The sequence below is a fragment of the Bacillus sp. NP157 genome (assembly GCA_018889975.1).
Taxonomy (GTDB): domain Bacteria; phylum Pseudomonadota; class Gammaproteobacteria; order Xanthomonadales; family Rhodanobacteraceae; genus Luteibacter.
In genome coordinates this window covers 2,539,030-2,554,203 of sequence record CP076546.1, presented here as the reverse complement: position 1 = coordinate 2,554,203, position 15,174 = coordinate 2,539,030, and the positions used below count along the sequence as shown (strand labels likewise).

14 protein-coding genes are annotated in these 15,174 nt (G+C 65.8%); 5 read left to right on the top strand and 9 right to left on the bottom strand.

What is annotated here, in order from left to right:
* Positions 1–135: 135 nt before the first annotated feature.
* A complete protein-coding gene (locus tag KPL74_11745) occupies positions 136–1,347 on the top strand; it encodes an HD-GYP domain-containing protein (protein QWT18415.1) in 1,212 nt (403 codons plus the stop codon).
* Positions 1,344–2,594 carry a bifunctional diguanylate cyclase/phosphodiesterase gene (locus KPL74_11740; protein QWT18414.1) on the top strand — a complete coding sequence of 417 codons (1,251 nt, stop codon included), beginning with the start codon at positions 1,344–1,346 and terminating at the stop codon, positions 2,592–2,594. The genes KPL74_11745 and KPL74_11740 overlap by 4 nt, the downstream gene beginning before the upstream one ends.
* Here the strand turns inward: KPL74_11740 and coaE are convergent.
* The 4 genes from coaE to pilB form a co-directional block, all read right to left on the bottom strand.
* Positions 2,591–3,196, bottom strand: a complete 606-nt coding sequence (gene coaE / locus KPL74_11735) for a dephospho-CoA kinase (GenBank protein QWT18413.1) — start codon at positions 3,194–3,196, stop codon at positions 2,591–2,593. The two genes, KPL74_11740 and coaE, sit on opposite strands and share 4 nt — an antisense overlap.
* Positions 3,193–4,062 (bottom strand): A24 family peptidase, encoded by an 870-nt coding sequence (locus tag KPL74_11730; GenBank protein ID QWT18412.1) that lies wholly within the window; start codon positions 4,060–4,062, stop codon positions 3,193–3,195. Before KPL74_11730 ends, coaE begins: the two co-directional genes overlap by 4 nt.
* 81 nt (positions 4,063–4,143) lie before the next feature.
* On the bottom strand, positions 4,144–5,409 hold the full coding sequence (locus KPL74_11725; GenBank protein ID QWT18411.1) for a type II secretion system F family protein: 1,266 nt from the start codon (positions 5,407–5,409) through the stop codon (positions 4,144–4,146).
* Positions 5,410–5,540: 131 nt separating this feature from the next.
* Positions 5,541–7,253: a type IV-A pilus assembly ATPase PilB gene (gene pilB, locus KPL74_11720; protein QWT18410.1), complete on the bottom strand. Its 1,713-nt coding sequence runs from the start codon at positions 7,251–7,253 to the stop codon at positions 5,541–5,543.
* A 166-nt stretch (positions 7,254–7,419) separates the two neighbouring features.
* On the opposite strand from pilB, the gene KPL74_11715 reads away from it, so the two are divergent.
* The 3 genes from KPL74_11715 to KPL74_11705 all read left to right on the top strand — a co-directional run bounded on the left by KPL74_11715 (position 7,420) and on the right by KPL74_11705 (position 10,024).
* A complete protein-coding gene (locus KPL74_11715; protein QWT18409.1) occupies positions 7,420–8,280 on the top strand; it encodes a glycosyltransferase family 2 protein in 861 nt (286 codons plus the stop codon).
* A complete protein-coding gene (locus KPL74_11710; GenBank protein ID QWT18408.1) occupies positions 8,280–9,242 on the top strand; it encodes a glycosyltransferase in 963 nt (320 codons plus the stop codon). Before KPL74_11715 ends, KPL74_11710 begins: the two co-directional genes overlap by 1 nt.
* A gap of 143 nt (positions 9,243–9,385) precedes the next feature.
* Entirely contained in the window at positions 9,386–10,024 is a 639-nt protein-coding gene (locus tag KPL74_11705) for a class I SAM-dependent methyltransferase (GenBank protein QWT18407.1), read from the top strand.
* On the opposite strand, the gene KPL74_11700 is transcribed toward KPL74_11705, so the two are convergent.
* The 5 genes from KPL74_11700 to KPL74_11680 all read right to left on the bottom strand — a co-directional run bounded on the left by KPL74_11700 (position 10,017) and on the right by KPL74_11680 (position 15,173).
* Complete coding sequence (locus KPL74_11700) at positions 10,017–11,003, bottom strand: glycosyltransferase (GenBank protein QWT18406.1); 987 nt, start codon at positions 11,001–11,003, stop codon at positions 10,017–10,019. The genes KPL74_11705 and KPL74_11700 overlap by 8 nt on opposite strands.
* Positions 11,004–11,026: 23 nt before the next feature.
* Entirely contained in the window at positions 11,027–11,929 is a 903-nt protein-coding gene (locus KPL74_11695) for an NAD-dependent epimerase/dehydratase family protein (protein QWT18405.1), read from the bottom strand.
* The gene (locus tag KPL74_11690) at positions 11,922–12,857 is read right to left on the bottom strand and encodes a glycosyltransferase family 4 protein (protein ID QWT18404.1); all 936 of its coding nucleotides are present in this window, start codon (positions 12,855–12,857) and stop codon (positions 11,922–11,924) included. Before KPL74_11690 ends, KPL74_11695 begins: the two co-directional genes overlap by 8 nt.
* A gap of 190 nt (positions 12,858–13,047) precedes the next feature.
* A complete protein-coding gene (locus tag KPL74_11685) occupies positions 13,048–14,520 on the bottom strand; it encodes a lipopolysaccharide biosynthesis protein (protein ID QWT18403.1) in 1,473 nt (490 codons plus the stop codon).
* Positions 14,517–15,173 carry a NeuD/PglB/VioB family sugar acetyltransferase gene (locus tag KPL74_11680; protein QWT18402.1) on the bottom strand — a complete coding sequence of 219 codons (657 nt, stop codon included), beginning with the start codon at positions 15,171–15,173 and terminating at the stop codon, positions 14,517–14,519. The genes KPL74_11685 and KPL74_11680 overlap by 4 nt, the downstream gene beginning before the upstream one ends.
* Position 15,174: the final 1 nt, after the last annotated feature.

Genomic DNA, 15,174 nt, shown 5'->3' with positions numbered 1-15,174 from the left:
GCGTGCATGGTTTTATTACATCCGGGCCCCTACAGTACGCCCCGGGTTGGCCGATACAAAATGGACGACCGTGGCGATTCCGGGTACAGGAGACAGGGGAAGGTGGCGTACGACCTGGTAGAGCGAAGGGTGTTCGTGACCGATCTGGAGATCGGCATGTTCGTCAGTCGCCTTGATTGCGATTGGTCTGAGACAACGTTTCCGTTGCAAGGGGTGCCGATCACCTCGCGCGAGGACATCGAAAACCTCAGCCGGTACTGCAAATACGTGTTCGTGGACACGCAGCGCCAGGTCATCCCGGCCCGCGTGGTACCCGTGCGCGTGGCATCCACCGGCCAGCCCGCCGCCGCCGTGCGCCCGGCGCCGAGCAACCGCCTCGTCACCCGCCATGCCTATACCGACACCGCGACGTTCGACGACGAAGTCCCGCGGGCGAAGGCCGCGTTCGACACGGTGTCGAAATTTGCCGAACAGATCGTGCTCGACATCCAGTCGGGCAAGCCGATCGATCCGGTGGGACTGGAAGATGCCGTCCGGCCGATGGTGGCCAGCGTATTGCGCAGCGGCGACGCCTTCTTCTGGATCGAGAGCCTGCGCCGGCACGACAGCTACACCTTCCAGCATGCCGTTGGCTGCAGCACCCTGTCCGCCGCGTTTGGCCGGCACATGGGCTTCGCCGGCGACGCCATCGTCAGCCTGGCTGCCGGTGGCCTGCTGATGGACGTCGGCAAGTCACAGCTGCCGCGCGAACTGCTTGAACGCGAAGGTCCGCTTGCCGACCAGGAAATGGAACTGGCGCGTCACCACGTGGCCGAGGGCATCGCCATCCTCGACCACTCCGGCGTGGTCGACCAGGAAGTGCGCGACATGGTGCTGACCCACCACGAACGCTTCGATGGCACCGGTTATCCGGAAGGGCTTGCCGGCACGTCGATCCCGCTGGCCGGTCGCATGGCGGCGATCGTCGACACCTACCACGCGATGTCCACGCCACGCCCGTACCGCCCCGCGGTGTCGCAGCACTTCGCCCTGCGCGCGCTCTACCAGGGCCGCGACAGCGACTTCCAGGGCGAGCTGGTGGAACAGTTCCAGGCCTGCCTGGGCGTGTACCCCACCGGTACGCTGGTGGAATTGAACACCGGCGAAGTGGCCGTGGTGATGGTGCAGAATCAGTCGCGCCGCCTGCAGCCACGCGTGGCCGTGCTCACCCGGCCCGACAAGACCGAACTCGACGACTTCCGCATCGTCGACCTCATGCGCCAGCTCGAAGGCGTGCATCGCGAGATCCAGCGTACGCTGCCCGCGGGCAGCCACGGGATCGACCCGGCCGAGTACTTCCTCGCATGACCGAGCGCGCCCACATCCTCCCCGCGGTACAGGCCCAGCTCGATCGCTGCCGCCCGGAAACCGGCGTCTGCGCCGTGCTGGTGGTGCGCCTGCGTGGCATGCGCGAGGCGCAGCTGCGTTTCGGCTACGAGCTTGGCAGCGACATCATGCTCGGTGCGCGCGAGCGCATCGTCGGCGCGTTGCGCCACATCGACACCGTGTTCCTGGCCGGCGACGACCACTTCGTGGTGATGCTGCCCAACCTGCGTAACCGCACCCACGCGCTGCTCGCCGCAACCCGCATCGTCAGCGCGTTCGACACACCGCTGACGCATAGCGACCGCAACTGGCCGTGCCGGGTGGTGGTGGGCGTCGGCATGTTCCCCGAGCACGGCGGTAGCGCGGAGCTGTTGCTGCGCCGCGCCGAGCTCGCCCACGACGAAGCCATCCGCATCGGCGAGCCGTTTTCGATGTACCAGCCGGACGTCACGCCGGTGGAAATCCTCTACGGCGAACTGCGCGAAGACATCGCCGCGAACAAGCTCACCGTGGCGTTCCAGCCGCTCTACGACCTGCGCCGCGGCGAGATCGTCAGCATCGAATCGCTGGCGCGCTGGTCGACTGCAGGCTTCGGCGAAGTGCCTCCGTCGGACTTCGTGCCCTTCGCCGAGCGCAGCGACCTGATCATCCCGCTGACCCGCTGGAGCCTCAACGCATCGCTGCGCCATGCGGCGGAGCTGCATCGCGGCGGCTGCCCGCTCGACGTGGCGATCAACCTGTCGCCACGCGTGTTCGTCGAACACGGCTTTGCCGAACAGGTGCTCGGCGCACTGGATATCTGGGGCGTGCCGCCGGAAGCCACCATTGTCGAGATCACCGAGACCGCGCTGCTGACCGACCTGGACATGAGCGTGCGCGTGCTGCGTCGCCTGCGCGATCGTGGCGTGCGCGTGGCCATCGACGACTTCGGCACCGGCTACGCGTCGTTCTCCTACCTGCGCCACTTCCCGGCCACCGAACTGAAGATCGACCGTACCTTCGTCAACGCGATGATCAGCGATCCGCGTACCGAGCAACTGGTCGGCGCGATGATCCAGGTCGCCCATCGCCTGGGCCTCGAAGCGGTCGCCGAAGGGGTGGAGAACGAAGAGACCCTGCGTCGCCTCGTCGAAATGGACTGCGACATGGTCCAGGGTTACCACATCGGCCGGCCGATGGCCGCCGAGGCATTCGTGGCCGAGCGGCTGGCGGCTGCCGCCCTGGTCTAGCCGCCGCTAAGCCGCGTATACGCGGCATGCAGCGCCGCCACGGCGGTCGCCAGCGCCGCCACGTCCCCCCCGTTGTCGATGACGTCATCGGCGATCGCCAGCCGTGCCTCGCGTGAAGCCTGCGCCGCGATCATTCGCTGCGCCAACGTCTCGTCCACCGCATCCCGCTGCATCAGGCGCGCTATCCGCACGTCCTCCGGCGCATCCACGACCAGTACGCGGTTGACCCATGCGTAGTGCGCCTGGTTCTCCACCAGCAGCGGGATCGACAGGATGCAGTACGGCCCGGTGTCGGCGGCGGCGGCGTCACGCAGCCACGTGCGGATGCGCGGGTGCAGGATCGCCTCGAGCTGCGTCCGTGCCGCCGGGTCGGCGAAGACGCGCTGGCGCATGGCGGCGCGGTCGAGCCGGCCTTCCGCGTCCAGTGCATCCGGACCGAACACGCGCGCCACCTCGGCCAGGGCATCCGATCCCGGTTCGACGACGGCGCGCGCGGCGACGTCAGCGTCATAGGCACGCACGCCGAGTTGGCCAAACGCGCGCTCGACGGCACTCTTGCCCGACGCAATGCCTCCGGTGAGTGCGACGACGAAGCCGCTCATCGCAGTCCCGTCAGATGCATGTAGGCGACGAGGAGCGTGTCGCCGAACAACAACCAGACCCATCCCGCGGCGGCGATGTAGGGACCGAACGGAATCGGGACATCGCGCTCATGGCGACGGAACAGCATCAGCGCGCCACCGACGATGGCGCCGATCAGCGACGAGAGCATGATGATCGGGAGCAGGGCGATCGGCCCCATCCATGCGCCGAGCGCAGCCAGCAGCTTGAAGTCGCCGAAGCCCATGCCTTCCTTGCCGGTCAGCAGGCGGAAGGCCTGGTAGACGCTCCACAGGCTGAGGTAGCCGATGAGTGCGCCGAGGATGGCGCCCGATGGCGTCACTGGCAGCGGCTGCCATGTGGGCAGCAGGGTGAGGGCCAGGCCGATCCACAGCAGCGGATAGTTGAGCTCGTCCGGCAACAGCTGGGTGCGCGCGTCGATGCCCGACAGTGCGACGAGGAACCAGGTCAGCACGAGCGCCGCGAGCGCGCCCATCGTCGGCCCGAAGCGCCAGACCACGGCGGCGCTGGCCAGGCCGGTGAGCAGTTCCACCAGCGGGTACTGCTTCGAGATGGGCTCTTTGCAGTAACGGCAACGCCCGCGCAGGAGCAGCCAGCCAAGCACCGGGATGTTGTCATGGGCAGCCAGCGGGTGCTTGCAGCGGGGGCAATGCGACCCTTCGACGACGATCCCCGGCGGACGCGGCTCGTCCGTCTCCGGAAGTTCGAGCACTTCGCGGGCCTGGCGGCGCCAGTCGGCCTGCATGCGCTCGGGCACGCGCAGGATCACCACGTTGAGGAAGCTGCCGACCAGCAGGCCGAACACGCCGGCGATGGCGGCCCACTGGGCGAGGGGTAGATCAGGCATGGCAAGTCCGTGTTTCCAAGAAAAAACCCTTCGCCCGCGAAGGCGAAGGGTTCCTATTGTGCCTTGGGCAGGGCGGTGCGGTCAGACCGTGCCGGCCAGCTTGAAGATCGGCAGGTAGAGCGAGATGACCATGCCGCCGACGAGGACGCCGAGGATGACCATGATGAACGGCTCGAGCAGGCTGCTCAGGGTGTCCACCGCGACGTTGACCTCTTCCTCGTAGAACTCCGCCACCTTGAACAGCATGTGGTCGAGCGAGCCGGATTCCTCGCCGATCGCGACCATCTGCACCACCATGTTCGGGAACAGGTTCACCTGGCGCATGGACAGCTGCAGCTGGTGGCCGACCGAGATGTCGTCGCGCATCTGCTTCACGGCATCGCCGTAGACCACGCTGCCGGTCGCGCCCGACACGGCATCCAGTGCTTCCACCAGTGGCACGCCGGCGTGGAACGTCACGCCCAGCGTACGCGCGAAGCGCGCGATGGCCGACTTGTGCAGGAGGTCGCCGATGACCGGGATCTTCAACGAGAAGCGATCCAGGAAGTGGGCGAATTTCTGCGAGCGCTTCTTGAAGAAGATGATCGCGCCCACCGAGCCGACGATGATGCCGATGACCGCCCACCAGTACGACTGCATGAACTTCGACGCGGCGACCACGAACTGGGTCGGGGCCGGAAGCTCGGCCTTGGCCTCGGCGAAGGTCTGCTGGAACACCGGGACCACGAACAGCAGCAGGATCATCGACACCGCTAGCGCCACGACCATCACCATGATCGGGTAGAACAGCGCCTTCTTGATCTTGGACTTGATGCTCTCCATGCGTTCTTTGTACGTGGCCACGGTGTCCAGCACCGTGTCGAGCACACCCGCCGACTCACCGGCATGCACCAGGTTGCGGTAGAGCTCGTCGAACTGCACCGGGTACTGGGCCAGCGCTTCGTGCAGCGCGGAGCCGCCCTCGATGCTGGACTTGACGTTGTTCAGCATGTCCTTGAATTTGGGATTCTTCTGGCCGTTCGCGATGATGTCGAAGGCCTGCACCATCGGCACGCCGGAGGCCATCATGGTGGCGATCTGGCGGCTGAAGATGGCGACGTCGCGCGGCTTGACGGTCTTGCCGCTGGAGCCGAACAGGGGCTTGGCGCGCTCCTTGACCTGCTGGGGGTTCATGCCCTGGCGGCGCAGTTCCGCCTTGACCAGCGAGGCATTCTTCGCCTGCATCTCGCCCTTCATGCGCTTGCCGCGCTTGTCCAGCGCGGTCCAGTCGTACATGGTCAGCTTGTTGACTTCAGCGCGCGCGGCGCCAATGGCGCGCGCGTTCTTATTAGCGGTGGCGGTAGCCATGACGCGGTGTTCCCCCCGGGTGGAATTCTGGAAGGGCCGGTCGCGCCGTCCCCCCTGCCTCTATTCTAGTGTGAAGCTTCGCCTCGCGCCTTTCTGCCGTCTGGCGCACAGGATTCGCGCGCCAGCCCCCGTCAGTCCTTGGTTACGCGGTTGATCTCAGCCAGGCTGGTGACGCCGTTGCGGACCTTCAGCAGGGCTGAGGCACGCAGGTCGTTGATGCCCGCTTTCTTGGCCACCTCGGCGATCTGCAGGGCGTTGCCGCCTTCCAGGACGATCTTCTGGATCTCCTCGACCATCGGCATGACCTGGTAGATGCCCACGCGGCCCTTGTAGCCCTCGTTACACCCGTCGCAACCCACCGCCTCGTAGATGGTGATGCCGGCATCGATCTCTTCCTGGCTATAACCCTCGGCCAGCAGGGCTGCCGCGGGCAACGTGGTCGCCCGCTTGCAGTCGTGCAGGCGGCGGGCCAGGCGCTGGGCGATGATCAGGGTGACCGACGAGGTGATGTTGTAGGGCGCGATGCCCATGTTCATCAGGCGCGAAATCGTCTGCGGGGCATCGTTGGTATGCAGGGTCGAGAGCACCATGTGGCCGGTCTGGGCGGCCTTCACCGCGATCTCGGCCGTTTCCAGGTCGCGGATTTCGCCGACCATGATCACGTCCGGATCCTGGCGCAGGAACGAGCGCAGGGCCGCCGCGAAGGTCATGCCACGCTTGACGTTCTGCTGGACCTGGTTGATGCCTTCCACGCGGATTTCGACCGGGTCTTCCACCGTCGAGATGTTGCGACCCTCGACGTTGAGGATGTTCAGCGCGGTGTACAGCGACACCGTCTTGCCGGAGCCGGTGGGGCCGGTGACCAGCACCATGCCGTACGGCTTTTCGATCGCGTCGAGGTAAAGCTTCTTCTGCACTTCCTCATAGCCGAGCTTGTCGATGCCCAGCTTGGCGGACGAGCCGTCGAGGATACGCAGCACGATCTTCTCACCGAACAGGGTGGGGAGCGTGCTGACGCGGAAGTCGATCGCGCGGGTCTTGGTCAGGTTGAGCTTGATGCGGCCGTCCTGCGGGACGCGGCGCTCGGCGATGTCCAGGCCGCTCATCACCTTCAGGCGCGAGGCGATGCGGGTGCCCAGCTTGATCGGCGCGCTGGCCACGATGCGCAGGATGCCGTCCATGCGCAGGCGCACCCGGTAGATCGCTTCGAACGGTTCGAAGTGGATGTCGGACGCGCCGCGCTTGATCGCGTCGACCAGGATCTTGTTGACGAACTTGACGATCGGCGCATCGTCGTTGGCGTTGGCGTCGATGCCCGAGACCGGGTCTTCGCCGTCGCCCGCATCCAGTGCGAGTTCGTCGAGCGCCGTGTCGTCGAACGCCGGGACGGTGGCGTTCATCGCATTGAGGGCGGTATCGATCACCCGGCGCAACTGGCCGCGCTCGACCAGTACCGGCTCCACCATGTGGTTGGAGTGGAACTTGATCTCGTCCAGCGCGTGCGACTGCATCGGGTCGGCGATGCCGACGAACAGGCGCTTGCCGCGCTTGAACAGTGGCAGCGCCTGGTGCTTGGTGATCAGTGCTTCGGTGACGAGGTCCAGCGGCATGTGCGCGGGGGCCACGTTACCGATGTCCATCAATGGCATGCCGAACTCGGCCGAGGCCACCTGGGAGAGCTTGCTGCTGTCCACCAGGTGATGGTCGACCAGCCACGCGGATAGCGAGCTGCGCTTGTCGGCGGCATCCTGGACGGCCTTGCGGACCTCGGCTTCACCGAGGACGCCTTCCGTCACGAGGCGCCTGGCCATGCCGGTCAGGCCCGCGAGCGTGGGCTGGTGCATTTGTGTCGCCATGGTCCGTCCGACAATTCCCCGAGATATGGCCCTGAATCTACTCTAGATTGTGGTGGCGGTCACGCCGAATTCGTGAAATCTGCGGATCGGCGCCCGGGGCCCACCGCATGGCGTGATCCATGCCTTAGAATGCGTCGGCCAACGGGGACAAGTCTTGAGTCGTATCAGCATTATCCTGCCCGCCAAGAACGAGGCGGCCGCCTTGAAAGACCTCTTGCCGCGCCTGACCGCCGCCCAGCCGGGCTGCGAGATCATCGTGGTGAACGATGGGTCGACCGACGATACCGTGGCCGTGTGTGCGGCCGCGGGGGTGAAGTGCCTGTCCTCGCCGTACTCGATGGGTAACGGTGCCGCCATCAAGCGTGGCGCCCGGGCCGCCACGGGCGAGATCCTGGTGTTCATGGACGGCGACGGCCAGCACGACCCCGCCGATATCCAGCGCCTCGTCGACCGCCTGGAGCAGGGCTTCGACATGGTGGTGGGTGCCCGCTCCTGGGAGAGCCAGGCTGGCGTCGGCCGTGGCCTTGCGAACACGCTCTACAACTGGCTGGCCAGCCGGATGACCGGCCACGTGGTCGCGGACCTGACCTCGGGCTTCCGCGTCGCCCGGGCGGCGCGCTTCCGCGAGTTCATCCACCTGCTGCCCAATGGGTTCTCCTACCCGACCACCAGCACCATGGCGTTTTTCCGCAGCGCCTATGGCGTGGCCTACGAGCCGATCAAGGCCGCCGAGCGGATCGGCAAGAGCCACATCCGGCCGCTGAAGGATGGCGTCCGATTCCTCCTGATCATCTTCAAGATCGCCACCCTGTATTCGCCGCTGAAGCTGTTCGGCCCGGTGAGCCTGGTGTTTTTCCTGCTTGGCTGCGCGAACTACGCGCGGACCTACCTGATGGAGGGACGCCTGACCAATGGTAGCGCGCTGATGTGGAGCGCCGCGGTCATCGTGTTCCTGATCGGTCTGGTATCCGAGCAGATCACCTCCCTGATGTACGTGAAGAGTCGTGACGACTGATGACAGGCCCGCGTCGCCCGCAGGTGTCGGTCTGCATCGTCACGTATAACCACGCGCGCTACATCGCTGACTGCCTGCTCAGCGTTCTATCGCAGGACGTGGACGCCGACCTCCGCGTCATCGTTGGCGACGACGGATCCTCTGACGGTACCTCGGCAATCGTGGCGGAGATCGCGGCGGCGTGGCCCGGTAAGGTCGAACACACGGTTCACGCAGAGCGGCATGGGCCGATCGGCAACCTGCGCTTTACGGTAGGCCGGGCCGAGGGCGATTACATCGCGCACCTCGACGGCGACGATTTCTGGCTGCCAGGTAAGCTACGCGAGCAACTGGCACTGCTTGCCGACCATCCGGAAAGCCCTGCCTGCTGCACGAATGCGTTCGTCTTCGACGATGCACGCCGTGCCGTGGGCGTATTCACGAATGCGCAACCCGGTCCATACGACCTGGAGGCGCTCCTGGTCCGTGGCAACTTCCTGAACCACAGTTCGCTGCTCTATCGCGCTTCCCATCGATCCATGGTGCTCGCCTTGCCGGATCCGTTCATCGACTATCGCATCCACCTCGGCCTGGCGCAGTCAGGCCCGATGCTCTACACGGACAAGGTGTTGGCTGGCTACCGGGCCGGGGCCGTCGGCTCCATGCTCGCAACCGCGAATGAGTCGGTGCGGGAGCGCTATTTCGAGGCGATTGCGGCTGCCGTCGAGCGCGTGCCGGGCGACGTGCGGATGGCGGCGTGCGCCGATATGCTCCGTCGGGTCACCTTCCGGGCCATCGCTTCAAGGAGTCCTGCGCTCTTGCGGTCGTGGTGGCCGCGCCTTCGGGCGCTCGCCGGAGGCTCTTCGTCCGGGCTCATCGCCCGCGCGTCAGCCGGATTGGCCGCGGAAGCTTGCCGCCAGTCCATCCAGATCGTGGGCCGCGCGCTTCTGCGTTCACGCCTGCGCGTCCTCTATTTTCGATAGGGTTATCGATGCGACCCGGACGATTGTTGAAAGCGGGACTGCTTGCCTTCGCCATGCCGCGCACACGCCATTGCCATGCTTGTGGCCATGGCGTGGGCGGTTTCCTCCCTTACCGTCGAGGTGCACGTTCGCAATCGGATGCGATGCGCGTGCTCGAGATGGCGGGGAGCGACCTGGATCACTTCGAGTGCCCGCGCTGCGGCGCTTCCGACCGCATGCGGCACTTGCTGCACTACATGGAAACGCTTGGCTATCCGGCGCGTTTCCGCGACGCGCGCGTCTTGCACTTCGCCCCCGAACGGCAGCTTGTGGAACGCATCCTTGCCGCGGCACCTCAGCGTTACGTACGCGCCGATATCGCGCCCTCATCGCCTGAGATCGAAGCCGTCGATATGACCGCGATGTCATTCGCCGAAGGGAGTTTCGACCTGGTCATCGCGAACCACGTACTGGAGCACGTCGGCGACCTGCCGGCCGCGATGGCTGAACTGGCGCGCGTGCTCGCCCCGGGTGGGCTGGCGATACTGCAAACGCCATTCAGTCGCCGCCTCACCCGTCGTCTCGAAGATCCGGGCATCCTGTCCGATGAGGCGAGACTGGTGATGTACGGTCAGGAAGACCATGTCCGACTGTTCGGCGCGGATATTGCCGACGAGCTGGCGCAGCTCTCCGGCCTCGCTTCGCGCGTTCGTGGCCACGACGCGGTATTGCCAGGGGTCGACCCCGTGCGCCATGGCCTTAACCGGCACGAGCCGTTTTTCCTTTTCGAGAAAGTCAGCTGATCGTCGGCATGCCGTGGCGAGCCAGCATGGCGAGCTTTCGCGGTGCCCAGGTAAATGCACTGTAGTAGTCGCGCGTAGTTATCACGCGCAAGCTACGCATCCGTTGGCGCTCCTCGCGGAGGACGGCTCTTCGGCGCCATGCGCCCCTGATGGCAGGCAGGTAGATCTCCCGCAGCGGCCGTAAGGTGCGTCGTGCGAGGCTCACCGCCAGGCCCTCGATAAGCATCGTCGTTGCATGGACGGCGAGGACGGGAAGCATCCACGGCGTGGGCGTGAATATTGCCAGAAGGCATGTCTTGTTGCGCTCGCTGAGTGCCCGGCGCCGATAGGTCGTTGCGAGGCCGCCGTTGCCGACGCGATTGCCGCCGAAGCTCTTGCCCTGCATGTGGCGGTAAGCCGGCCCGTCGATGCAGCGCACGTCGTGCCCGAGGTATCGCGCCGCGCAGCATACGTACATGTCTTCGGCGATGGATTCGATCCAGCTGGGAAACCCGCCGATCTTGTCCCACAGCGTTCGCGGCATCCACATGCACGCGCCGATGACCATGGCCACGCTGCCTGCGCCCTGCGTGACCGGCACGGGGTTCATGAAAGGATCGAGCTGGCATCCCAGGTCGACCAGCTGACTGGATTCCCAGTCAAGCTGGGGCAGGGTCAGGATGTCGCCATGGGTCGATTGCGCCGCGGCCGCCGCAAGTGCGGCAAGGGCGCCGGGCTCCAGGGCCGCATCGTTGTTCAGAAGTAGCACGAACCGGCCGGTGCTGATGGCCACCATGCGGTTATTCGACTCGCAAAACCCAACGTTCGCATCGCTTCGGATGACTCGCACCGATGGATACGTGGCAAGCACCTCGAGCGAGCGATCACTGGACGCGTCGTCGTGGACGATGATTTCCACGCCGCCATCGATGACTTGGTCGAGTACCGAGCGCAGGCAGGTGTCGAGCAGGGACTCGCCGTTGTAGTTGGCGATGCACACGCTGCAGAGGATCCCTCCCTCGCTCAACGAAATGCCTCCCAGGCCCGGCGCACGCCCTCATGGAGCGGCGTGGCGACGTGCCATCCGAAGGCGCGCGTTGCCGCGTGGTTGTCGGGCACGATGCGCTTGACGTCGAATGCCGTGGCCGGCTCGGCGCGACGCGCCACCTCATGCCCCGTCACTTCTTCGACGACCGAAAGCAGCTCGTTCAGTGACGTGCCCTGCGCACTCGATGCGTTGAACGTGTGGCAGCCGGGCGTGCGCGGCCTCGCCAGGATGCGCTCGCACAGGTTCGCAAGGTCGTCGATGTAGAGGTAGTCGCGGACCGCTTCGCCATCGCCGCGGACCACGACCGAGCCCTCATGGCGGATGGCGTGGAAGGCCGTGGGAATGATGCCAAAGCCTGGGCGGTACGGTTGCCCCGGCCCGTACACGTTCGATGGCCGCAGGATGGTGACCTCGTGGGCGCCCAGATGCGACCACGCGGACAGGAAGGCCTCCGCAGCGGCCTTTCCCGCGCTGTAGTACCCCTTGGGTTCCACGACCATGTTTTCGCGCGCGAGGCCTTCGATGTCTCCATAGATGGCCCCGCCCGTCGACAGGTAGACCATGCGCAAGGGGTGGTCGTTGGCGGTGCATTCAAGCAAGCGTACGAGCGGAACAAGGTTGCGTTCGACTTCGTCAGCCGGCCGACGGGCGGTGGACGCGGGGGTGCTTGCACCGGCAGCCCAGATCACCGTCGAGACGCCGGCGAGCGCCGCGGCAAGCTGATCGTTCGTCGCGACATCGTCCATCCGTGCCCACGGCACGCCAGGCATGGGTTGCGTCCGGCATAGGGCGCGGACATCGTGACCGACCGCGCGGACGCGAGCCAGCAAATGTGACCCGATGAAGCCGTTGGCTCCGACAACGAGAACGTCAGCCATGCGGGACCTCCCCGCGCATGCGGCGGTAGTGCGCAACGTAGCGTGCCGCGCAGTCGTCCCACGTACCAAACTGCGACTGCATCCTGTCGCGCGCCGCCGCGCCGTAAGCGTTGTTCACCACAGGGTCTCCCAGCACGCCAAGGGCCCGTGCGAAGTCATCGGGCGCATCGACGATGATGCCATCGATGCCATCCGCAATCAGGTCCACATGGGCGGCCAGGCGGGACGCGACCACCGGCAGGCCCGACGCCATGGCCTCGAGCATGACCTGCGGGCGGCCTTCGTCATGCTCGCTCAGCGACAACAACCCGGTAGCCTGGGGAAACCAGTGCTGGTGAAGGGCATCCGGCGTCGCCATGCCGTGGTAGTTCACCCATGAGGGAATGTCGATGTCCTCCTGCATGGGTCCAAGCAGGTCGAGCGTCCGGCCGGTTCCCGGGCCGAACAAGCCCTGGCCCCACGTGAAGATGGGGCCGAGCTTGCGCCTCGTCAGGCGGCTGACCAGCAGCCATGAGGTGTCCGGCGAAGGCGTCCGCTCAAGGGCATACCAATGCGGTCCGATACCGAAAGGTACCGGCTGGATGTCCGCCATGTCGCCAAAGCGTTCCTGCAGCGGCGCTTGCATCCACGTGGCATTGGGGCTGATGGTGACTCGGCGTCCACGCATGGCATGGCGAACCAGCGCGGTCATGCCCGGTAACTGGAGCAACTTCATGTCGTTGCCCAGCACGGTCACCAGTAAAGGCACGCCATCCTGCGGCAGTGGAAGCAGGCACTGCAGCCAGTTGACGTGGTAGACGTCGACGGGCGTGGCGCGATAGACGCGCCGGAGACCACGCAACAACGCCAGGGCCGCGCGTGCGCCTCTGAGGCGGTGGTTGCGAAGCAGGTGGGCGACACCGCCGGCCGCCATGAGCTGTTCGAGCATGCGCCTTTCCACGGCGCTTGTCGCGGCAGCTGCATTCGCCGGGAGAGGGCCGGGGGGCGCCCACACCGAGAGGGCGAGATCATCGCGGCGAGCAAGCGCCGCGACCATGTGCCGGATGAAGACGCCGCGCCAGTCATCGACGCTTGACGGGTAGGACGTGCTCGTCAGCAGGACGCGCAATGAATGGTTCTCATCGATCGACATGGTCGGTTTCCGTCGAAGGGCCAGGGCGGTGCCCAGGTAACAGTCGCAGCAAGGCAGGAAGCGCCGGATGTCGGCAAACGACTCCGATGGCGAGCGTGGCCAGTGCCGACGCGAGCCACGCGACAGCCAGCCCGAGGGCGCCATTGCCGATGTATTGCACGCAACACCAGCCGGCGGCGGCGGCGCCCAGGGCCGGGACGCTCGACCATGCCATGACTTTGACCTGGGGGTTTATTCCGTAGCCAAGCAGACGTCCCACGAACCAGGCGTTGAGAAAGAACGAAAAGAGGCTTGCGATGACGGTCGACCAGGCGATGGCCAGGAGTCCATGGGGTGCTGCCGTCAGCAAGAGGATCACGGCAAAGGATTTCTTCACCACTTCCACGTTGAGGACGAGACGCGGCCGTCCCTGGGAATTCATGGCGACGAGGTTCAGTACATGTGCCGGCCACGGAATCGAGCCGAGCGCGAGGATGGCGAGCACCTGGCCTGCCTCGGTCCAACGAGCTCCGTAGACCACGTCCACCATGGGGACGGCGAGCACGGCTAGTGTCGCCATGACCGGAATAAAGCCAAACAGGCCCATCTGCATGCCCGCTTCAAGCACGGTACGCGTGGCCTTGTGGTCGTCGCGGATGGACGAGAGGAGCGGCAACCCCAGCCGGTTGAGGATGGCGGCAACGAACGATGCAGGTGCCTGCTGCGTGTTCTGCGCCAGCGTGTACTGTCCGACATCGCCGGCGGAAAAATGCTTGCCGATAAGCAGCGCCTGCACCCGCGTGTATGCGGTATCAATGAGGCCGGCGACGAGCATATAGCCGCCGAACGACGTCACCGTGTGAGTGTCGGCGAGCGACGGCCTGCCGCGCGGACGCCAGCCAGAGAGCACGTACAGCATGAGCGTCCGCGAGCCGATCGACGAGAGTGCCTGCCAGACGAGCGCCCAGGCACCCAGGTGGGCTGCTGCGGCGCCAAGCGCGACCAGTCCCGAGGTGAGCGAGCTTGCGATTTCAACCCGGGTGCGCAGGTCGAACCGCATTTGCTGGGTCAGCATGGCGTCCGGAACGACGGCAAGGCCGTTCAACGGAAACACGAACGACATGGCGATGCAGATCGCCTCAAGGTCGGGGCGATCGTAAAACCGCGCGATGGTCGGTGCGAGTGCGATGAGCAGACCGCAAGCAGCGAATGAAATCGCAAGGTTGAGGACGAACGTCGACGTTTCCTCGCCTGGCGTGGAGCGCTGTTTTTGGATCAGCGCCATGCCCGTGCCCGAATCGATGAACACCGTGCCTAGCGCCGTGAACACGGTGACCATCGCGACGGCACCAAAGGCGGACGGGTCGACGAGCCGTGCGAGGCCAACCATGACAACGAGCTGGAATGCATAGCGCAGCGCGATCTCCAGGCCACTCCAGCGCGCCGCGCTGCGCACCCGGTTGCCGTGGGCTGTGTTCACGGGTGCCTGGGCCGGGCCGGCACGCCCATGACCGTCGAGCCACGGGCCACGGGCGCGATGACGCACGCGCCTGCCGCGATGATCGCGCCATCGCCGATCTCCAGCGGCTCGTCAGGCGTGCCATTGATGATGGATGCGCCCACGCCGACGAAGACCGACTCGCCGATATGTACGTGCCCCGCTATGCGGGCACCGGGTGACACTGTGGTGAATCGGCCGATGCGGACGTCGTGCGACACGGATGCGCCAACGTTAACGTGGACGTCGTTGCCGAGCGATACGTTCACGGTGATCACTGAGCCGGGGGCGAGTATCACGCCATCGCCCAGCACTACGGAGTCGTGTAAGGCGCACGACGGTGCGACCAGCCGTGCCGCCAGCATCCCGAGCCCCGTGCAGCGCTCGCGAATCGAGGCGCGTGCGCGAGGATCACCTACGGCGACCACGCATGGCCAACCAGCGCAGGCTTCGGGGGTTGCCTCGATTACTTCGATGCCGTTGACCCGGGATTGCGTGCGATGCGCTGCATCGACGACGAATACGAGATTCGCACGGGCGTAGCCAAGTGATTCTGCGATCCATGCCGCCTCACGGGCGTGGCCGCCCGTCCCAAAGATGGCGAGGCGTTCCTGCGGGGATGTCGACGCGGCCATG